This window comes from Chloroflexaceae bacterium (assembly GCA_025057155.1).
Classification (GTDB): domain Bacteria; phylum Chloroflexota; class Chloroflexia; order Chloroflexales; family Chloroflexaceae; genus JACAEO01.
Map to the genome: position 1 here is coordinate 245255 of JANWYD010000004.1, position 21321 is coordinate 266575.

12 protein-coding genes are annotated in these 21321 nt (G+C 62.5%); 7 read left to right on the forward strand and 5 right to left on the reverse strand.

Features of this window, described 5'->3' with window-relative positions; genetic code table 11:
* Nucleotides 1–90 precede the first annotated feature (90 nt).
* Nucleotides 91–3777, reverse strand: a complete 3687-nt coding sequence (locus NZU74_04950; protein ID MCS6880659.1) for a DNA-directed RNA polymerase subunit beta — start codon at nucleotides 3775–3777, stop codon at nucleotides 91–93.
* Nucleotides 3778–4502: 725 nt separating this feature from the next.
* Here NZU74_04950 and NZU74_04955 point away from each other — a divergent pair.
* From NZU74_04955 to hisC, 4 genes are all read left to right on the forward strand, one after another.
* Nucleotides 4503–5072 carry a MarR family transcriptional regulator gene (locus NZU74_04955; GenBank protein ID MCS6880660.1) on the forward strand — a complete coding sequence of 190 codons (570 nt, stop codon included), beginning with the start codon at nucleotides 4503–4505 and terminating at the stop codon, nucleotides 5070–5072.
* A gap of 290 nt (nucleotides 5073–5362) precedes the next feature.
* Nucleotides 5363–6304, forward strand: coding sequence for an NAD-dependent epimerase/dehydratase family protein (locus tag NZU74_04960; protein ID MCS6880661.1), 942 nt, complete (start codon nucleotides 5363–5365; stop codon nucleotides 6302–6304).
* A 3-nt stretch (nucleotides 6305–6307) separates the two neighbouring features.
* Nucleotides 6308–8599 carry an ATP-binding protein gene (locus tag NZU74_04965; GenBank protein ID MCS6880662.1) on the forward strand — a complete coding sequence of 764 codons (2292 nt, stop codon included), beginning with the start codon at nucleotides 6308–6310 and terminating at the stop codon, nucleotides 8597–8599.
* Between the two features lie 68 nt (nucleotides 8600–8667).
* Nucleotides 8668–9750 (forward strand): histidinol-phosphate transaminase, encoded by a 1083-nt coding sequence (gene hisC / locus NZU74_04970; protein MCS6880663.1) that lies wholly within the window; start codon nucleotides 8668–8670, stop codon nucleotides 9748–9750.
* Nucleotides 9751–9779: 29 nt separating this feature from the next.
* Here hisC and NZU74_04975 read toward each other — a convergent pair whose 3' ends face one another.
* Entirely contained in the window at nucleotides 9780–10949 is a 1170-nt protein-coding gene (locus NZU74_04975; GenBank protein MCS6880664.1) for a radical SAM protein, read from the reverse strand.
* A 260-nt stretch (nucleotides 10950–11209) separates the two neighbouring features.
* On the opposite strand from NZU74_04975, the gene NZU74_04980 reads away from it, so the two are divergent.
* Entirely contained in the window at nucleotides 11210–11995 is a 786-nt protein-coding gene (locus NZU74_04980; GenBank protein MCS6880665.1) for an alpha/beta hydrolase, read from the forward strand.
* A gap of 214 nt (nucleotides 11996–12209) precedes the next feature.
* On the opposite strand, the gene NZU74_04985 is transcribed toward NZU74_04980, so the two are convergent.
* Both NZU74_04985 and NZU74_04990 read right to left on the reverse strand, forming a co-directional pair.
* Nucleotides 12210–13625, reverse strand: coding sequence for an LCP family protein (locus NZU74_04985; GenBank protein ID MCS6880666.1), 1416 nt, complete (start codon nucleotides 13623–13625; stop codon nucleotides 12210–12212).
* Nucleotides 13626–13634: 9 nt separating this feature from the next.
* Nucleotides 13635–14399 (reverse strand): serine/threonine-protein phosphatase, encoded by a 765-nt coding sequence (locus NZU74_04990; GenBank protein ID MCS6880667.1) that lies wholly within the window; start codon nucleotides 14397–14399, stop codon nucleotides 13635–13637.
* 467 nt (nucleotides 14400–14866) lie between these two features.
* Between NZU74_04990 and NZU74_04995 the strand changes: the two genes are divergently transcribed.
* Together NZU74_04995 and NZU74_05000 are read left to right on the forward strand one after the other, a co-directional pair.
* Nucleotides 14867–17458 (forward strand): hypothetical protein, encoded by a 2592-nt coding sequence (locus NZU74_04995; GenBank protein MCS6880668.1) that lies wholly within the window; start codon nucleotides 14867–14869, stop codon nucleotides 17456–17458.
* 260 nt (nucleotides 17459–17718) lie between these two features.
* Nucleotides 17719–19212: an aldehyde dehydrogenase family protein gene (locus NZU74_05000; protein MCS6880669.1), complete on the forward strand. Its 1494-nt coding sequence runs from the start codon at nucleotides 17719–17721 to the stop codon at nucleotides 19210–19212.
* A 70-nt stretch (nucleotides 19213–19282) separates the two neighbouring features.
* Here the strand turns inward: NZU74_05000 and ftsH are convergent, their stop codons facing one another.
* On the reverse strand, nucleotides 19283–21223 hold the full coding sequence (gene ftsH / locus NZU74_05005) for an ATP-dependent zinc metalloprotease FtsH (GenBank protein ID MCS6880670.1): 1941 nt from the start codon (nucleotides 21221–21223) through the stop codon (nucleotides 19283–19285).
* Between the last annotated feature and the right edge of the window lie 98 nt (nucleotides 21224–21321).

Here is a 21321-nt window from a genome sequence, read left to right on the forward strand (position 1 = left end):
TTACGTCAGGAGAGGGTTTGGGAGCACGGTGGCGCTCCCAAACCCTCCGTTCCGGCAGGGGTCGGGGCGAAGCCCGCTTGCCCCCTCATTTTAGAACTCGCCGCGTTCCATACCCGACAGGTTGATGCCATCGAGGGCGGCCATATCGCCGTCAATATCTTCGGTGAGTTCCACCGGCTTCTCGTCCTCGCTGAGCACCTCGACGCTCAAGGCAAGGGATTGCAGTTCCTTGATCAGCACCTTGAAGCTCTCGGGCACGCCGGCCTCCTGGATCGGCTCACCCTTGACGATGGCCTCATAGGTCTTCACCCGGCCAACCACATCGTCGGACTTGACGGTGAGCATCTCCTGGAGGGTATAGGCGGCGCCGTAGGCCTCCAGGGCCCAGACTTCCATTTCGCCGAAGCGCTGGCCGCCGAACTGGGCCTTGCCGCCAAGTGGCTGCTGGGTGACGAGGCTGTAGGGGCCGGTCGAGCGGGCGTGGATCTTATCCTCTACCAGGTGGGCCAGTTTGAGCATGTAGGCATAACCCACGGTGACGGGATGATCGAACTTCTCGCCGGTGCGCCCGTCGTAGAGGGTCACCTTGCCGTCTTCAGGCAGGCCGGCCTCGCGGAGCATGGCCTTGATCTGGTCCTCATGGGCGCCATCGAAAACCGGCGTGGCCACGCGGTAGCCCAGGCGAGCGGCGGCCCAGCCCAGGTGGGTTTCGAGGATCTGCCCGATATTCATACGCGAGGGCACGCCGATGGGGTTGAGAATAATATCCACCGGGCGGCCATCGGGCAGGAAGGGCATATCCTCCACCGGCAGCACGCGACTGACGACGCCCTTGTTGCCGTGGCGGCCGGCCATCTTGTCGCCAGCGCTGATCTTGCGCTTCTGGCAGAGCAGCACACGCACGGTCTGGTTGACGCCGACGGGCAGGTCGGCGCCCTCGCTGCGCGAGAAGACCTTGACATCAATCACCTTGCCGCGCACCCCGTTAGGCACCCGCAGGGAACTATCCTTGACCTCGCGGGCCTTTTCGCCGAAGATGGCACGGAGCAAGCGCTCCTCGGCGGTCAGATCGGTTTCGCCCTTGGGTGTAATCTTGCCCACGAGAATATCGTTGGGTTGCACCTCGGCGCCGATGTAGATAATCCCGCGTTCATCGAGGTTCCGCAGGCTGTCCTGGCCGACATTGGGAATATCACGGGTGATTTCCTCAGGGCCGAGCTTGGTGTCGCGGGCCTCCACCTCATACTTCTCGATGTGGATGGAGGTAAAGATGTCCTCGCGCACCAGGCGTTCAGAGACGAGGATGGCGTCCTCGAAGTTGCCGCCCTCCCAGGGCATGTAGGCCACCAGGACATTCTGGCCGAGGGCCAGTTCGCCGTTATCGGTGGAGGAGCTATCGGCAATCACCTCACCGGCCTCCACCCGCTGGCCGCGCACCACGGCGGGCCGCTGGTTGATGCAGGTATCCTGGTTCGAGCGCATAAACTTACGCAGACGATACTCGCGCTCGTAGCCGTCGTCCTCCCGGATCACGATGCGATCACCAGTCGCGGCGACAACCACCCCGGACTTGCGGGCCACCACCACCTGCCCGGAGTCGCGAGCGGCTCGATACTCCATGCCGGTGCCGACGATAGGCGCGTCCGGTCGCAGGAGGGGCACCGCCTGCCGCTGCATATTCGACCCCATCAGGGCGCGGTTGGCGTCGTCGTGCTCCAGGAAGGGGATCAGCGCCGTCGAGACGCTGACCACCTGCTTGGGCGACACGTCCATATAATCAATCCGTTCGACCCGCTCCTGCACAAACTTCTCGGCAAAGCGGCAGGACGCCGTCGGCTGGACGAAGCGATTATACTCATCGAGGGGCGCGTTAGCCTGGGCGACCACGAAGCGATCCTCTTCATCAGCCGAGAGATACTCGGTCTCCTGAGACACTACCGGGCGAATGCGAATGGTTTTGATCGGCAGCTCGACGATCTTCTCGGCGAGGGCGCGATTGACCTCGGTGCCGGCTTCGGCGACAACTTCGCCCGTATCCGGATTGACCACGTCTTCGCGCAGGATCTGACCGCGCAGCAAGCCGATGGCGATGCGCCTCGCGGTCGCATCGTCCACCCGCGAGCCTTTAGCGGCGATCAGTTCACCGGTGCGCAGATCGCGCACATCGCGCAGCAACAGGCCGCGTTCCTTCCAGACCGGCGCATTCTCGATACTGTTGTACACCTTGCGATAGGGCGTCTCCAGAAAGCCCATCTCATTGACCCGCGCGAAGGTGGACATCGTGCCGATGAGACCGATGTTCGGGCCTTCAGGGGTCTCCACCGGGCAGATGCGCCCGTAGTGGCTATGGTGCACATCGCGCACCTCGAAGCCGGCGCGGTCGCGGGAAAGCCCGCCGGGACCAAGGGCGGACAGGCGGCGCTTATTGGTCAGTTCAGCCAGGGGATTGGTCTGATCCATAAACTGGCTCAACTGCGAACCGCCGAAGAACTCGCGCATTGCGGCCACGACGGGGCGGATATTGATCAGGCCGTTGGGCGTGGCGCTCTCGGGGTCCTGGAGGGACATGCGTTCCTTGACCACGCGCTCGAGGCGCAACAGCCCCACGCGGAATTGCTGCTGGATGAGTTCGCCGACCGTGCGGACGCGACGATTGCCGAGGTGGTCAATATCATCGGCGCGACCATGGCCATTGTTCAACAGGATCATCTGCTCTACGATCTTGAAGATATCGCGAGGCAGCAGGACGCGCACGTGGAGATCGGGCGGCGTGGAGACGCCATCGCGGCGCCCGTCGCGCTCCCAGAGATTCTTATTGAGCTTGTAGCGTCCCACTTTCGCCAGGTCGTAGCGCCGCGGATTGAACAGCAGCGACTCGAGCAACGAACGGGCATTATCGAGCGTCGGCGGGTCGCCAGGGCGCAGGCGCTTATACAATTCCAGCAACGCCTCTTTGCTATTATGCACAGGGTCCTTATCCAGGGTTGCCTGGACATAGGGGTGCTCGGGCACAGTGTCCACGTGGCGCAACAGTTCCAGGATATGCTCATTATGGCCGTACCGGTCGAGTTCATTATCAGGAACCCAGCGGCCATTGCCATGTTCATCGGCCTGCCAGGCCATAATAGCCCGCAGGAGGATGGTCACGGGGATCTTGCGTTTGCGATCAACCTTGACGCTGATCACATCGCGTTTGTTCGTCTCAAACTCCAACCAGGCGCCCCGATTGGGGATCAACTTGGCCGAGTGGAGCAAGCGGCCGCTGGTCGGCTCCTTCTCGTCCTTAAAATAAACGCCGGGGGAGCGGATCAGTTGCGAGACCACAACGCGCTCGGCGCCGTTATAGATGAACGTGCCGTTATCCGTCATCATCGGAAAATCGCCGAGAAAGATCTCCGACTCCTTGATCTCGCCGGTGCTGAGGATGCGCAACTCGACATTGACGCGCAGCGGAGCGGCATAGGTGAGATCGCGCTCACGGCACTGGAACTCATCGTAGCGCGGTTCGCCGAACTGGTAGTCCTTAAAGTGCAATTCGAGGTTCTTGCCGGTAAAGTCCGTAATGGGCGAGATCTCCTCGAAGAGTTCGCGCAGACCTTCGCGGCGGAACCACTCAAAGCTGTTGACTTGGGTCTCGATCAGGCGCGGCAACTCAATCGCGTCGTGGATGCGGGCGAAGGAGCGGCGTTCGATGCGGCGGAGGCGTCGCCCATTAACACCCTGATCAATTGGCGCGATCAGCGGCTGAAGCACCACAGACTCAATCAACGGGGGCATACTCACCTCTTCATCAATCGTTCGTTGGCGGGCGATCATCGGGCGACAGCGTACACTCGGCGACGCTGTGGACAGGCGCGGGTAAAAAGCAGAATAGCCGGTCCTGGAGACCCCCCGACCGGGGGGCGGTCTCAGAACTGGCGTGACAATCGCAGGCGAGTTAGCGGCGCGCACCATCTGGTGCGGCGCGTGGTGAACAAGCAAAAATAGTCAATAATAATCCGTGCTGGCAGGGAGCGCTCGTCCGCCACCTTGGGGAGACACGCCCTGGCTGACCAATCGCGACAGATAATGATACCACCTGCGGGGGACTTTGTCAATGCTAATGGTGCGGTAAACCGGTTCGCCCGTAAGCATGGTTGTATTGTACCACAAGATTCGGGCCAGCGAGATGCGCGAATTGGATTTCGTCTCCGGCGACGGGCGGCAGGGCGATGGAGCCGCTCGCGCCAACGAATCATCCGGAGGCCGGGGCCCGTGGCCCGGAGATGGAGCATCAACCCGAGGGCAGGACAGGAGGGGCGTCTGAGGGCGCCTGACCCGTGCCGCCCTTCCTCGCAGCCGGGCGCTTTGCAAAAACATGTTTCATTCTGTGCAAGATATTGACAAATCATTGCTATTAGGATAAAATACAGGAGGATTTAAATATTTATTGCAAGAATAATTCAGGGACCGACGGCGCGCCGCCCGCGCCCCGCACCGGCCACCTGGGTGCAGAGGGTCCTATGTACACCAAAGACGAGCGTTCGCAACACATCGCCGCGATCGATGAACTCGTTCGCCAGCTCATCTGGCAGAGCCACAAGCAGTTGCTCCAAACCCTCAGTCGCCCTGACATTGGTCTCACCCTGCCGCAGATGGTGACGCTCTTTGCCATTCGCAACGCGGGCACCTGCCGTATGAGCGAACTGGCCGAGATCACCCAGCAATCGGCGGGCACGTTGACAGGAATCGTGGACCGTCTGATCAGCGAGCACCTGGTGGGCAGGGTGCGTGACCTGGACGATCGCCGCGTGGTCCAGGTCACGCTCACGCCGCAGGGGGAGGCGCAACTGGCGCGGGTGGAGCAGGCCCGGCGCGAGGATATGGAACGCATGCTGCGGAGCTTCTCCGACGAGCAGGTGGTCACGCTTGAGCAACTGTTGTGCCAGTTGCTCAGCGGCATCAACGAGCTGCTCAACGGCAACGGCGCGACCGGCAACGGGGTGGTCGAGACGAACGGCAAGAGCAACAGCGGGCGTGCGGCGCATCAAACACCGCTGGCTGACACGTATCCCCCCTTACGGCGCGCCTGAACTGGCCTGTGCCATCTGGTTCCCCTGGCCGGGGGCGAGGCCGGCCGCGGCAAGTTAGAGTTCACCGCTACGTTACGGTCCTGGAGGACGGCAGGGAGACATGGCAGTCTCCCTGCCGTCCTGTTTCAGCCGGTGGGGACGGGTTCTGACCAGGCGCGGAAGAAGGGCGGCCCCCCGTCTCCAACGACGGCCCGCCATAAAGCTGGTATACTGGAGTCTGGGCTTTGCCCGGCAAATGCAGGGCGCTTCGCTCATTCCGGCGCGATCCCCACCCAGCGTTGTGATTGCCTATGCGCGTCCTCATTACCGGATCCAGTGGGCAGATCGGCACCAATCTGGCGCTGCGATTGCTGGCCGAGGGGCACAGCGTGTTTGGCGTTGACCGCCGCATTAATCCCTGGACCAGCGCGTTCCCCACGCTGCTCCAGGATTTAGCCGTCCCTCAGCGCGAGTTTCGCGGCGGTATCGGAGGGGCGCCTTACCCTCCCTGCGACATTGTGGTGCATCTGGCGGCCAACGCTAAAGTGTACGATCTGGTTGAACAACCTCACCGGGCGCTCGAAAACATCAATGTGACCTTTAACGTGCTGGAATACTGCCGGGCCAACAACCTGCCGATCATCTTCTCGTCTTCACGGGAGGTGTATGGTGACATCCGGCGCTACCTGACCGAGGAGCGTAGCGCCGATTTCAGCTTTACCGAAAGTCCGTACTCAGCCTCCAAGATCGCTGGCGAGGCGTTGATCTACTCATATGCCCGCTGCTACGGCGTGCGCTATCTGGTGTTTCGTTTTTCCAACGTCTACGGGCGCTACGATACCGACATCGAGCGGATGGAGCGCGTGATCCCGCTCTTCATTCGGCGCCTGAGCCGGGGCGAACCGGTAACGGTCTATGGCCGCGAGAAGGTGCTGGATTTCACGTATGTGGACGATTGTGTAGACGGGATCGTGCGGGGCATGCACCGGCTGCTGGCGGGCGAGGTGGTCAACCGGACGATTAATCTGGCCTATGGGCAGGGCAATTCCCTGGTGCGGCTCGCCGAACTGATCGCCGGGGCGCTGGGAGTGCAGCCGCAGATTATTGTCGAGCCGGTGAAGCGACCGGGGGAAGTCACCTACTACGTCGCCGACATCACCCTCGCGCGCGAATTGCTGGGGTTCATCCCTCGTGTGCCGCTTGAGGAAGGGGTGCGCCGCGCCGTTGCCTGGTCGCTACGGGGGGAGGGCTAACCGATGACTGAACGGCAGCCAACTCGGCGGCGCGAGCGGCAAGCGCGCGAGGCGAAGGCGTCATCCACACCTCAGCGCTCCGCTCCACCCCCGGCGACGACCGACCAGGTCAGCAGCCTGCTGCAACTCTCTTCGTATCTGGTCGCCGTGCTGGACCCGCAGGAAATCCAGACCGGTCTGGTAGCGCGCGTGATCAAGGCGCTGCCTTCGGTGCAGGCGGCTATTCTGTGGTTCAACCACAATGGCCGCCTGCGTCCCTGTTCCTTCGCAGGACTGCCGCTAGAGCCACAAACCGCGCAGTTGCTGGCCGCCTCCTCGCTGCGTTCCGGCGAGGGCATCGCCGGGCTGGCCTTCCAGCGTCTGGAGCCGCAGTTCGTCGAGACGCCTCTGGGCTATCGCGCCACTGTCGAGCAGGTCGTGTCCACCTCCAGCAATGCCGTCCTGTTTCAACAACTGGGAGAACAATTGCCGCGCAATCTAACCGTTGTCGCGGTGCCCCTGCGCGTGGGCGCTGAGACGCTCGGCGTGCTGGAACTGCTCAACCTTGGCACTACGAGCGAGACAACCTGGCGGCCTCTGGAGCGTGCCGATCTCCCGATGCTGCAAACCTTCGCCAACCTGGTCGCGTCGGCGCTGAAGAATGCGCAACTGTACGCCGAGGCCCAGCGCAACGAGCAGCGCCTGAAAGCCTTTGACGCCGTGGTCACCGCGATTTCCACGGCTGCCGACCTCGATGACCTGGTACGCAGCGTGCTTGATGTGGTAGTGAATCTGCTGCCCGGTACATGTGGCGCGCTGCTGCTGCGTGAACCGGCCCTCGACCGGCTCGACCTCGCCGCGCAGCAGGGCCTGCCGGCGGATTGTGTTGAAGCGCTCAGGAGCCTGCCCGTGGCCGAGGCGCCATTTGCCGAAGTGGTCCACTACGGGCAGCCGATGCAGCGGCCCCTGCTCGAGGAGCGCGGCGAAGGGGTTTTTCTCCGCCATGGTCTGAACTCCTGCGCCTACTTCCCCTTACTGGCGGGCGGTACAGTGGCGGGGGTGCTGGCCCTGTACAGTGACTGTGACCTGAGCCGGCACGCCGATAAGGAGATGCTGATGCCGATCTGCAACCAGGTCGGCTTCGCCATCGCCAATGTGCGTCTCTACGCCGACAGCCAGAGCGAGCGGCGCAAACTCAACACGGTTATCGCCTCCATCGCCGAAGGGGTGCTGCTCTGCGATGCGCGCGGCCGCCTGACCATGGCCAACGACGCCGCGCTCACGTTGCTCCGCCTCGACTCGCCGCCCTTCGAACAACCCCTCGCCGAGATGCCCGATTTTTACCGCATGCGCGATATGGAGGGCCGGCCCCTGCGCCTCGACCAACTGCCCTTCGCGCGGGCGCTCGCTGGCGAGGTGTTCCAGGATTATCGCCTGATCCTCCGCGGGGCTAGCGGCGACGAGACGGTCATGAGCTTCTCCGGGGCGCCCACCCGCGCCGACGATGGCACGATCGAGGGGGCGGTAGTGGTCTTCCGCGATGTGACCGCCAGCCAGAAGCTCGAACGGGCCAAGGACGAGTTCCTTGCGGTGGCAGCCCATGAACTGCGCAGCCCCCTCGCCGCGGTGCGCTCCTACGCCGACCTGCTGTTGCGCCGCGAGCAGCAGCGGAGCGAGGCTGATCCCCGTGATCTCCATGGTCTGACCATTCTGTCGCAGCAGGTGACGCATATGCTGCGGATGGTGGACAACCTGCTCGATGTGTCGCGCATTGATGCCGGACAACTGGATCTGCAGATCCAGCGGGTGAACCTGTTGAACCTGGCGACCCAGGTGCTCGATCAGCAGCGCCCCGCGGCTGGCAACCGCACCCTGGTGCTGCTGCACGACGCCGAGGATCTCTTCGTCGAGTGCGACTCGCTGCGAATCAGGCAGGTGTTGACCAACTTGATCGGAAACGCGATCAAGTACAGTCCTCCGGAGAGCGAGATTACCGTCAGCCTGCGGCTCCTTGATCCCGAAAGTGAAGAGGCGCGGGCGCTTGGCGGGCCAGGAGTGCTGGTGCGGGTGACGAACCAGGGCGCCGGCATTCCTCCCGAGCAGCAAGCGCGGCTGTTCCAGCGCTACTATCGCGGGCGCAACAGCCGCGCCGAGGGGTTGGGGCTCGGCCTCTATCTGAGCCGGCAATTCGTGCAAATGCACGGCGGGCGCATCTGGGTGGAAAGCGTCAAAGACGCCGGGAGCAGTTTCGTGTTCACCTTGCCGCTGCACCAGAAGCCAGACCGTGAAGCCCCGGCCAGCCAGAACAGCGGGTGACAAGCAGGTTGCACGGGGGAAGAGTGCGGAACGCCCCGGGTTTCTCGATAACGGGAAGAAGGAGCGGCATGCGTTTCAAAGAGCACATTCGTGGATTGCCTGCATATAAGCCGGCCAGGCTGCTTGGAGGGCCGACAACGGCGATGGTCAAGCTATCGTCTAACGAGAACCCCCTCGGTCCTTCGCCGAAGGCCCTGGCGGCCCTCCAGAAAGCCATCCTCCAGGCCCACCGCTACCCCGACTCGGCGAGTCTGGCGTTGCGCCAGGCCCTCGCCGCCAGGGCCGGTCTGGACGTAGCCCAGGTGATCTGCGGCAATGGTTCAGACGAGTTGATCCTGCTGCTCTGTCTGGCGTTTCTTGAGCCAGGCGACGAGGTGGTGCTGGCCGAGGGCACCTTCATCAGTTACCTGTTGCGGACGCTGGAAATGGGGGCCACGCCGGTGCGGACGCCGCTGCGCGACTACACCTACGACCTGGAGCGGATGGCGGCAGCGATCACGCCGCGTACCCGGCTGGTGTTCGTATGTAACCCCAACAACCCCACCGGCACTGCTGTGAACGCCGAGGAGGTCTTCGCCTTTGTGCGGCGCGTGCCCGACGACGTACTCATCGTGATGGACGAAGCCTACGCGGAGTTCGCCGCAGGCCCGGAGTATCCCGACCTGCTGCCGGAAATCCGCAGGGGACGGGCAAACCTGATCCTGCTCCGCACCTTCGCCAAGATCTACGGTCTGGCCGGGCTGCGCCTGGGCTACGCATATGGCCACTCCGAGGTGATCGCGTACCTCGAACGGACCAGACCGACCTTTAACGTGAACTTGCTGGCCCAGCTCGCCGGCCTGGCCGCGCTGGAGGATGAGGAGCACGTGGCTCGCAGCCGGGAACACGCCGACAACTGCCGGACCTTCTTTATGCAGGAATTGCAGGCCCTGGGGCTGGCGCCTGTTCCCAGCCGGACGAACTTCATCGCGGTGCCGGTAGGTGACGACGCGATGGTAAGCGAAGCCTTGAGCGCCCGTGGTTTCACCGTAACGCCGCTGGCGGGTTGGGGCGTGCCCGGGGTCATCCGGGTTTCCTTCGGTACGGAAGAGCAGAATCGGGGCTTTATCGCCGCTCTCCGGGAGGTGCTGGGAAAAGACAGAAGGGGCTGATTGGGAAACCCGGTTTCCGGCTTTTCACCTCAGAAGAGGGACAACTGCTCGACAATGGGCCGAGGGGCATAGAGGCGCGCCAACTCGGCAGGCGTTCGCCCGAAGAAGCGCCCATCGAGGGTGACGAAGTCGCGCGCGCGGTTTGCCTGGGCGCCAAGGCTGGTGAGGTGGCGCAACTCGCGAAAAGGATGCAACTGGCGCAGGCGCACAATGCGTGCAACGCTACGGGGGCCAATGCCGGGCACGCGCAGGAGTTGCTCCGGGTCGGCGGTGTTCAGTTCCACCGGGAAGCGGGCGAGGTTTGCCAGCGCCCAGGCCAGTTTAGGATCGAGGTGGAGGGGCAGGTCGCCGGCAGCGTTGAAGGGCAGTTCGCTCTGCGAAAAACCGTAGCCGCGCAACATCCAGTCGGCCTGCTGAAGCCGCCGGACGCGCAGCAGAGGCGTGGGGGGAGCTTCGGCGAGAGGCGTGCCGGCAATGGGCCGGAAGGTTCCGAAGTACACCCGGCGCAGCCCCAGCTCGCGGTAGAGCCAGGCTCCGGTCTCCAGAAGCTCGCGATCGCGCTCGCCGGCAACGCCGACCACAAACTGGGTCGCTGTACCAGCGGGCAAGGCGCCAGCGCGCTGCCTCTCGCGAGCCCAGCGCAGGCGTTCGATCACGTCAGTATGCCACAGGCGCTCCGGGGAGATGCGCCGCAGATGCTCGGCGGAGGGCGCCTCGAGATTCAGGCTGAGCCGATTGGCCAGCCGTGAGGCCCGCTCAACGTCGGAGAAGGAAGCGCCGGGCAACAGCTTGACGTGCACGTAGCCGTCATAGGCATGCTGTACGCGCAGTGCCTCGACCCCATCGAGCAAGCGCCCGATGGCGGCGCTGACATCACCGTGCACCGCGGTGGTGACGAACAAGCCCTGAACCGCGCCAGCGCGGTAGCGCGGCAGAAAGGCGGCGGCCAGTTCTTCTGGTTCCAGACTGGCGCGGGGAACGTCGCTCGCCGCTCGTAATGGGCAGTAGGTGCAGTTCCAGGCGCAGACGCTGCTCATTAGCACCCGGAAGAGTGGTCGCGCCTGGCGGCTGAGGCCGTCATCGAGGGGATCGCCCGCGGCGGTTCGCGGCGCGAATCGCCACCCCGGCCCCGCGCTAGAGGAGCAGAGGTCGTAACGCGCCGCGTCAGTCAGCAAATCCAGTTTGGCATCAAGGTTCATAACGAATATCATTGTACTGTAACAGATGCCTGGCTCCTACCTGAGGCGCTGCTGTAAAATTGGCGGAAAGCGTAGCGTGTCCGCACTCCTCTGTTCCGCCTGCGGCAGCGGATGGGTCCTGGCCCGGTCAGAGTGCGCCGGTCGTGGGCGGAAGCAACCCATCGTGGAGGGTTATGCTCTCCACACCTCCCCGAACGGCGACCCGAGAGGCCGCGCAGCGAAATCATGCCTGATGAGGAAGTAACGAAGGAGAGGATCGCATGGAGGCCAACCTCAACGGGATCCGCATGCGCTTCGACGATGTAGGGACGGGACCGGCGGTGCTGCTGCTGCACGCTTTTCCGCTCAGCGCCGCGATGTGGCAACCGCAGATCGAGGCGCTGCGGAACCGCTATCGGGTTATCGCCCCGGATCTGCGGGGCTTTGGAGGCAGCGATGCACCGCCCGGCCCTTACTTGATGGACACGCTGGCTGACGATGCAGCAGCCCTGCTGGAACACCTGGGCGTGACGCGAGCGGTAGTGGTAGGCCTCTCGATGGGGGGATACATTGCCTTCGCCTTCTGGCGCCGCCACCGCGACAAGGTGGCGGCCATCGTGCTGGCCGATACGCGCGCCGGCGCCGATAGCGAGGAGGGACGCGCGACCCGCGAGACCAATGCGCGACTGGCTGAAGAGCAGGGCGCCGGGGCGATTGCTGATAAGATGATCCCCAATCTGGTCGCGGCAGGCGCGGCGCCCGAGGTTCGTGACACGCTGCGGGCGCTTATCACGGCCAACAGCCCCGATGGCATCGCTGGCGCATTGCGCGGCATGGCCTTGCGGATCGACTCAAGTTCCGACCTGCCTGACATAGACGTGCCGGCGCTGGTGATCGTGGGTGAGGAGGACGGTCTGACTCCGCCCGCTGAAGCCGAACGTCTGGCAGCGACGCTGCCCGACGCCACCCTCAGACGCATCCCCGCCGCCGGCCACCTGAGCAACCTGGAACAACCTGAGGCCTTCAACGCAGCGCTGCTCGAGTTCCTTGATCGTCTGTCGCTGTAGCACACCCGGCATTGCTCGAATAGTCTGAGAAGTCAGGCCGCAGAGACGCAAAGTTCGCACATAGGTTAGCGCGTCAACTCAGGGCGCTTCCTGTTGCGGCTTTGCGCCTTCGCGTCGGCCTGCAAACCGCGCGTGCTCAGGAGCGCGGCTCAGGCTTCATGCGCAATGCCACAGATAACCAGTTTGCCTGGAGTCTCGGAGCCAGGTGACAGAGCTACTCACCGGCCCATGCCGGCTGATAATTCTCGCCAAGAATGAGCACCAGGTCCACCCCGTCAGCGGGCGGCGAGCCAGCCGGCGGCACGGCATACACATCGCCGGGATCGAGGCCAAGCGTCTCAGCGAGGCGGCGGAGGGTCTCGGGTCGGCCACGGTAATCGATCAACTGGCTGCGCTTGTAGACGCGCGGGGCGTCATCGGGGGCTGCCAGACTGAAGCCGCGCGCTGACAGCCAGGCCGTCACCCGTCCTGCCAGTCCGGGCACGCCTGCGCCGTTGAGCACCTGAACGCGAGCCCGTTCGACCGCGGCGTCAGGGCCGGCCTGTAATCGGGCCACCTGAGCCGCGACGTCCGCGGGGTCCCAATAGACATCTGAGCCATTCTCCCAGACAACGCCCACCTCGTCGGGATTGATGCTCAGGGTCAGAATACGTTCTGCATCGAGGCGCTGAGCCAGGGCGGCCAGCCCGCGGAGGGTTTCGATGTCGCTCAGGGGTATGGTTGTGCGGACGCTCGCCTGCAAATCACGGACCAGATCCGGCAACAGCGTGACCTGGCTCAGCAAACCGCGGGCGCGCACTTCGTGCAGCATGGCCTGGAGCACCTGTTGCTGGCGTCGCGAGCGGTCGAAGTCGCTGGAGGCGTGGCGGGTGCGCGCGTAGCGCAGGGCCAGATCGCCATTCATCACCTGTAGACCAGCGGGGATGTAGAGACGCTCGTAGCCGTAATCTTCAGAGGGATAGGCGGCATCGAAGATCGGGCGCTCAACATTGATGGGAATGCCGCCGAGGGTGTCTATCAGACGCTGGAAGCCCTGAAAATCAACCTGGGCGATATAATCCACCTCGACACCGAGGAAGCCGGCGACGGTTTCAGCGGCGAGAGCGCCCCCTGCGGCCTCGGGCGCAACGCCGCGGCCGTAGAGGGCCTCGGGATTATTGTATCCGTAGGCATAGGCGGCATTGATCTTGGCCATGCCCAGACCGGGGATCTGCACCACGGAGTCGCGGGGTATGGAGAGCATTCCCGCCCACTCTTCGGCAGGGTTAACGTGCACAAGGATCAGCGTATCGCTGCGGGCGCCTTCTTCCGGGTCGGGCCGGCGATCAACGCCGATGAGCAGTACATTGAACGGCTTACGCAGATCGCGAGGCAGCATTCTGGCGTCGAAGTCCGTGCTGCCGGCATCGGCGACCGATCGGCGGGGATCCTCCTGCTGGAAGCCGCGCAGGGCGCTGCCGATCCAGCTCCAGAGGCCGACAGCGAGGAGCGCAACCAGCAGGAGCGCCACCCCAGGAAGCACCAGCGACCTCCGTCGAGGAGCAACCTGACCACGCAGCATGCGCCGGGCCGCCACCCGTTCGCGCGCCGTGCGGTAGGGGCGCCGTCCAGGGGAGAAAGGCGGTTTCATATGCAGGCATCAACCCTCATCTGCAGCGGCGGCACGCACATCGGGAGCGGTCCCGGCGGGCGCCTCGAAGGGCAGACTGGCCCTGAGACGGCGGACCTTAAGCGTGGCCGGGCGCGGGAGCACGGCCATGGTAAGAATACTCATATCATCGGCCGGTTCACCACGATCCAGTTCCAACGCCCGGCGCAACAACTCTTCGGTCAACTCGCTGGCCGAGCGCCCCGCCGCAGCGGGCCAGCCGGAGAGGAAGTTGCCCAGCGCCAGATCCTCGCCGTAGCGCTCCCCGGCACGGGTCAACCCATCGGTAAAGACCACAATGTAGGTGTACGGTTCAACCGGCAATTCAGTGATGATCGGTTTTGTCATCGGCTGCAGACCGATGGGCGTCGAAGGTTCGCTATAGCTGTGCAGGCCCTGGGGCGTAATGACAAAGAACGGCGCCGGATTGTTGCGGGACATTAAGATCTTGCCGCTCTGATAATCCACCGATAGAATGTTCAACGTTGCAGCCACCTGACCGGCGCGGTAGGTGTACAGATAGTCATGCACGGCGCGCGCGACGGCGCCATCATCGCGCGCGCCGTCTTTCAGCAGGGCAATCGCGCGGGTTGCAAGGAGATTGCTGAGCGTCTTGGCGCCGCGACCGGTCCCCTCGCCATCAATCAACACAAACGAGAAGCCGCCGCCGGGCCGCTCGATCATCTCCAGGGTATCGCCGCTCTCGCCACTGCCGTGGTGAGCCACTTTCGCGACAGCAACTTCTATTTCAAGCATCGCATTCCTCGATGTTTAGCCTCTGTCGCACTGGCGCAGCCAGGAAAGCCTGGGGCGCGCGATGCGCCAGTGTCAGCTGCGCTCGTAGTATACGGTTCTTAGTATAAAGCATATCATAACCGTGAGTGGTAGGGGGGGCGGCGAGAGCTTGACGAAAAGTTCTCCGTTTCGCCCAACGTCCCGGCGATTGCATCAAGGCCGCCAGCAAAAGGTGACGCGCTCAGGGCGTTAGCCTCTTCCTGGGCGCCCGGACTGGCGACCTGCGAGCGCGAGGCGTGCTGGCGCTCCCGAAAGCCGTGCGATGTCACCCATCATCGTGTGGCAAGAACTCCACGACCCTGGCAAAGACGTCTGAAGAGAAAATTAATAGTGCGTCGCCATATTTAAGTAAATATATATATGAATTAGAGAGAAGTTTTGTGTTACACTTATCGCAATCGACAAATGATTTGCGAAAGAAGTTCACAATGACACCTCAACCCGTTGAGCAGGACCGCCTGGAGCAGGGCAACGTCAACCGTGTCGGGCTGGTGGTCGGACAGCCATTCTACTGGCAAACCAACCTTGACGAAGGCCTGCGCCATTCGGAAGGTCTGCCATCTCTTATCCGCTGGTTCCTCCATCTGCCTGAGGCCTGGCTGGGAGTCGATGCAATCGGTGCAGGGCAGATCGTGTCAAGCGTCCTCGGAACAGCGGAAATTGACAGGCAACCAGAACTGGCGTTCAGTCTCCAGAAGTTGGGAATCTCACCGGATGCGATCTCCAGCCGAAAGGGAGATAGGGAACTTTGCGAACCGTACTTAGAGAACCTGATCGCTGTGGTGCGCGCTGCTGAGGGTCGCGACCGGCAGTACGTCTGGTATCGCGGAACTCAGGGGATCTGGTGGGCAGAACTGATGGAGCGTGCGTTTGATGATTATTCGAAACGAATGGCAATGGTCGGTGATGAGAGGCCGTTTTATCAACTCTTCTCTCGCCATCGCTGTACGCTTTTTGCTGCGCTCACGATCAATGAACTGATCCAAGGCGCGCCTGACCCTAAGATCGGATCGGCAATAGACCAGTTTATGGGCAGCGTGGCGGAAAAAACGCTGCCATTTTACGTTTCCTGGCGTCTGGTCGAGTTCGCCATCAGTCGCAACGAAATCATCTGCAAACCAATGTTGACCATCTGGAGCGGCTGGCCGGAAGCGAATCGCGCTGCGCCTCCAACGCCTGATGAGCCAGCGATCCCCGCCTCGCTCTCCATTAATAATGCACTGTGGATTCTGCAAGAATTCTACAGGAACAAGTTGACCAATCTTAAGAGTTACCTCCTTGGCTTTTTTGGCATCCCCAGCGCAGCGCCCCGGTTTGCCGGACTCGATGGAATGCCAGCAGTTTTTTACATTCTGGACTACGCCTCCAAGGACCCTCTGATCGAGCAGAGACGTATCGCAGACGATCCTGGCATCAGCCAGATCATCAGGGTCTGTCTTGGCTCAGACGATCCTCTGTCAAAAGAGGTGTCCTGGGGTGTTCTGGAAGGGGATCTGTTAGCCGCTCGCCGGGAGGTTATCAGGCAGAATTCCTACCAAGCCTATTACGTCTTACTGCCGACCCGTTCGCGTCCGGCAAGCGCGATCGATCTTGAGCACGACATCGACTTCATCACCACTCAGCTCAGTTTCCTCGAGTTCTCAATCTCGAACGAAGCGCGCGACATCCACACCGACTATCAGGAACTGGCCCACTTGCGCGCGGTGTGGGGCGGCACCGTCGACTCATTAAGTCTCGATCTCTCAAGGATGGTCGCACTCCTGCCTTCCCTGAGCCGCGGCGACCAGAAGCGCCTCACCCATGAATTACGCGCGATTAAGATGCCGGTAGCTCAGTTGCAGGGACGCATGGTTAATCTTAGCGGCCGGACGGAGCAATTGCAGAGCCGTTTCGAAGGGTATATTGACGGCGCCGATGATTATTTCCGGCGTCAATTCACTATTTCCGAACCCTTGAACAGTCAGACGATCGGTCTGAACCAGGCGCTTATGGCAGCATACCCGTATAGCTACCTGCAACAGCCGATGAAATCACTGCGGTCACAGGTGCCAGTGCTGATCGAAAACATCGCCGGAGTGGCAAATGCCCTCGAAACGCTGCTCACGGAGACCGACCGGATCGCTCGCGAAAGCCTGGAATATTGGACCCGCATTCTCGGCGCCCTGGCGGCCCTTACTGCCCTGGTCATCGCCCTGCCACAATTCATTCCTGGTTCAGTAATCAATCAAGAAACCTATCCTGCGTGGCTGCAGGCTATCATTCCACTCGTCACGGTAGAGCAAGTGACCATGATCATCGTAGCCATCGCGGTAATGATCCTCATTATTGGAGCGCTGCTCTTTAGCCTGGCCTGGCTCTGGGAACGGCTCTTTCCCAGGGATCAGGAGACGCTGATTGGACGTATCCAGCAGTTCTGGAACGGGATCGAACGTGTCGCAGGTCAGGCAGGCGATGCGGAACCAGGCTGGCTCGAGAAGCAGGACACGGCTATGGCGGATGAGTTGGCAGCCATTCGCACGCAGGTGGTAAACCAACTATCCAGACTCCAGGCAGCCGGACCCTCGCCTGAACAAATGCGATGGCTGCCGCTGGTCAATCTGGTGCAGCAGGCAGGCGCCCGTTATCGCTCCCCAGTAGTTGCGCAATGGATCAAGAGTAGTCGTCTGAACCGGCGCCTTCTGTATCTGATCGATCTGCAATCGGATAATATCCCTTTACCTCGCACGCTCTGCCTATTCAGGTATAAGAATGCCGATTTCGTTCGCCTGCCGATTTCGGAATGGACTTTTGAACGCTCGCTGCGCCGCGCTAGATTTACCCCCGAAGAACGCACGCGGTTAGCGCAGTGGCTCGGCCAGTCTGACAATCTGGAATTGATTGCAAGGATGAGTGATGCAGCATTCTTGAAAGTTCTGGAAGAGCGCGGTGTCAGCGCCGATCCTGCCAGACGCCATCCGCATCTGTGGACAGGTCCTTTGATATATGAATCAACGCCCGCCAACCGCGAACCTCAGGACTGACCGGTCCTTTCCCCCTTCGATGCGCTACAATGGTGACAGGCTCGCCGGGTTTTGGCACGGCGACTCAAGGCCTGCAAGCGCAACTCTCTGAGATGAACATAGTCGCTTGATTAGGAGAACCGGGGGGCGCCGCCTGATCCTGGTAGGGCAATTTAAATCCGAACATGTGTTTCACGTGGAACAGCCGGTTGGAAGGACGTGAGACTTTTACGCGTGGGGCAACCTTGCCAGCCTGCCCCACCGGGGAAGGGAGGACGGCTATGTCCGCGCGGATCTTTAAGAACTTCATCGGCGGCGAATTCGTTGCCAGCCGCAGCGGCAAGACCTATGAGCGGCGCAATCCCGCCGATCAGCGTGAGGTTGTTGGCATCTTTCAGGATAGCAACGCCGATGACGTGAACGACGCCGTGGCCGCGGCGAAGGCGGCCTATCCGGGCTGGCGTCGGGTGCCGGCTCCCAGGCGCGGCGAGATCCTGCTCAAGGCCGCCGAGTTGTTGCAGGCGCGCAAGGAGCGCTACAGCCGCGACCTGACCCGCGAGATGGGCAAGCCGCTCTTCGAGGCCGGGGGCGACATCGTTGAGGCCATCGGCATGGCCCAGTACGCCGGTGGCGAGGGCCGGCGCATGCACGGCGTGACCACGCCGTCGGAGTTGCCCAACAAGTTCCAGATGAGCATCCGCCAGCCCATCGGCGTGGTGGGACTGATCACCCCCTGGAACTTCCCCATGGCCATCGCCTCCTGGAAAATGCTCCCGGCCCTGGTGTGCGGCAATACCGTGGTTATCAAGCCCGGCGAGGACGCCTCGGTGAGCACCTACAACCTGGTAGAGTGCCTGGTCGAAGCCGGCGTGCCCCCCGGCGTGGTCAACATCGTCACCGGGTTCGGGCCGAGCGCCGGGCAGCCGCTGGTCGAGCATCCCGACGTGCCGGTGATCTCCTTCACCGGCAGCACCGAGGTGGGTCGCCTGGTCTACGAACTGGGCGCGCGCCAACTCAAGCGCGTCAGTCTGGAGATGGGGGGCAAGAACCCGCTGATCGTCATGGACGACGCCGATCTCGACCTGGTGCTGCAGGGGGTGATCTGGGGCGCCTTTGGCACCACCGGGCAGCGCTGTACCGCCACCAGCCGCCTGATCGTCCATCGCAACGTCGCGGCGACCCTGGTCGAACGCATCGTGGACCGGGCGACCCGCCTGCGCATCGGGAATGGACTGGATCCCGAGACGGAAATGGGGCCGCTGGTCAACGAGGAGCAGCTCCAGCGCGTCCTCGCGTATATCGAGCTTGGCCAGCGCGAGGGCGCGACCCTGCGCTGCGGCGGCGCGCGCCTGATCGAAGGCGCTTACGCTCATGGCTTCTTCGTGCAGCCGACCGTCTTTACCGGAGTCACCCCCCAGATGCGCATCGCCCGCGAGGAGATCTTCGGCCCGGTGTTGAGCGTCATTGAAGTAGCCAGCCTGGACGAAGCTCTGGAAGTGGCGAATGACGTGGCTTATGGTCTCTCGGCGTCAATCTATACCCGCGACATCAACGCCGCCTGCCGGGCGATGCACGAACTCGAAGCGGGAATCGTCTACATCAACGCCCCCACAATCGGCGCGGAGATCCATCTGCCCTTCGGCGGGGTCAAAGCCACGGGTAATGGCCATCGCGAGGCCGGGCCCACGATGCTCGACGTGTTCAGCGAGTGGAAGAGCGTATACGTAGATTACAGCGGGACGCTGCAGCGGGCGCAGATTGATAATGCGGATTAGGGCTTGACCGTTTACCTGACAGCAAAGGGGCGAGCGCGTGGCTCGCCCCTCTGGTCTGGCAATCGGCGTATCAAGCCGGCAGCGGCCCGGCCGCTGGCGGAGGCGTGGGCAAAGCCGGCTTCTCGGCAGTCTTGCCGTTGCGGCTCATATCAAGCGTCAGCGGCTTGACGCGGCTAAGCAGTTCGGCCAGTTGCTCGCCTTCGAGGGTCTCGAATTCCAGCAGGGCATTGGCCATATCATCGAGAACCGCGCGATTGTTGATCAGGATCTGCATGGCGGTCTCGTAGGCCTCAACGGCCAGCCGATGCACCTCCTCATCAATCTGGCGTGCAACCTCATCGCCGTAGTTGCGCTGCTCGCTGATCTCACGGCCAAGGAAAATCAACTCTTCCTTCTCGCCGAACACCAGCGGGCCGAGCTTGTCACTCATTCCGTAGCGCGTCACCATCGCACGGGCGGTACGGGTCACCGAGACCAGATCCTGCGAGGCGCCGGTGGTGATCTCCTCGGGGCCAAAGACGATTTCCTCGGCGGCGCGGCCACCCATGGCGACCACCATCTCTGCCTTGAAGTAGGCCAGACTCTGCAGGCCAAGGTTGTCCTCGTCAGGCAGGAACAGGGCGTAGCCCCCGGCCCGTCCGCGAGGGATGATCGTCACCTTCTGCAACTTGTTGGCCCGCGGCATCGCCGCGCCAGTGATGGCGTGACCGGACTCGTGGTAGGCGACGACCAGCTTCTTGCGGTCGGTCATGACCCGCGAGCGCCGCTCGGGGCCGCCGAGAGCCACGCGCTCGATGGCATCCTGGAGTTCGGCCATGCTGATCTTCTTCTTCGAGCGCCGGGCGGCGAGGATGGCGGCTTCGTTCACGGCGTTCATCAGATCGGCCCCGGAGAAGCCCGGTGTAAGACGCGCAATAACCTCAATATTGACGTCTTCGTCCAGCGGCTTGCCCTTAGTGTGCACCTTGAGAATATCAATCCGACCGCGAACGTCGGGCGCATCGAGCACCACCTGGCGGTCGAACCGGCCCGGACGCACCAGTGCTGGATCGAGCACATCGGGGCGGTTCGTAGCGGCGATCACGATTACGTTGGTGTTCGTATCGAACCCGTCCATCTCCACCAGGATCTGGTTGAGGGTCTGCTCACGCTCATCGTGGGAGCCGCCCAGGCCGGCGCCGCGCTGGCGACCGACAGCGTCAATTTCGTCAATAAACACGATGCAGGGCGCGTTGCGCTTGGCCTGGTCAAAGAGGTCGCGCACGCGCGAGGCGCCCACGCCAACGAACATCTCAACGAACTCAGAACCGGAGATGCTGAAGAAGGGCACGCCCGCTTCGCCGGCCACGGCGCGGGAGAGAAGCGTCTTACCCGTTCCGGGCGGGCCAACCATGAGAACGCCGCGCGGAATGCGCGCGCCGAGGGCGGCGAACTTGTCGGGATACTTCAAAAACTCAACGATCTCCGTCAGATCCTGCTTGGCTTCCTCCTGGCCGGCCACGTCAGCAAATGTGACCGTCGGCTTATCGCCAGAGAACATGCGAGCACGGCTCTTGCCGAAGGAAAGGGCCTGATTGTTCGATCCCTGGGCCTGGCGCATGAAAAAGACGAAAAAGCCGATCAGCAAGAGGGTTGGCAACAGGATGGTGAAGATGCTTAACAGCCCGCCCCATGCCGGAGCAGGGCTGACCCGGACATTGATAAGCTGTTTGCCGTCAGAGGACGTAAGCGGCACACCCCAATCCGCAAGCAGACCCATCACGCTATCGTTCGACTCCAGGCGTGAACGATACTCGGTGCCATCAGTGTAGGTGACGATGATCTGCTCATCGCCGGCCTGCGCAGCAATTTGCTTAATCCGACCGGCCTTTGCGTCGGCTATGACCTCAGCGATGCCCTTCTCATTACTCTGGGTCGAGTTTTGCCCAAAATACTGGAAGAACAGCGCAAGCGCGGCGACCAGGATGATCAGATACACAAAGCTATTCTTTAACCAGCGATTATCGCCCATTCGTTGTGTCCATCCCTCTAGGGTTGTCCCTCTACTACGGGTTGAAAGCGACAGCAGTGCGGAGCGGCCATAAGCGCATTCATCGCTGCGCTCGGGGA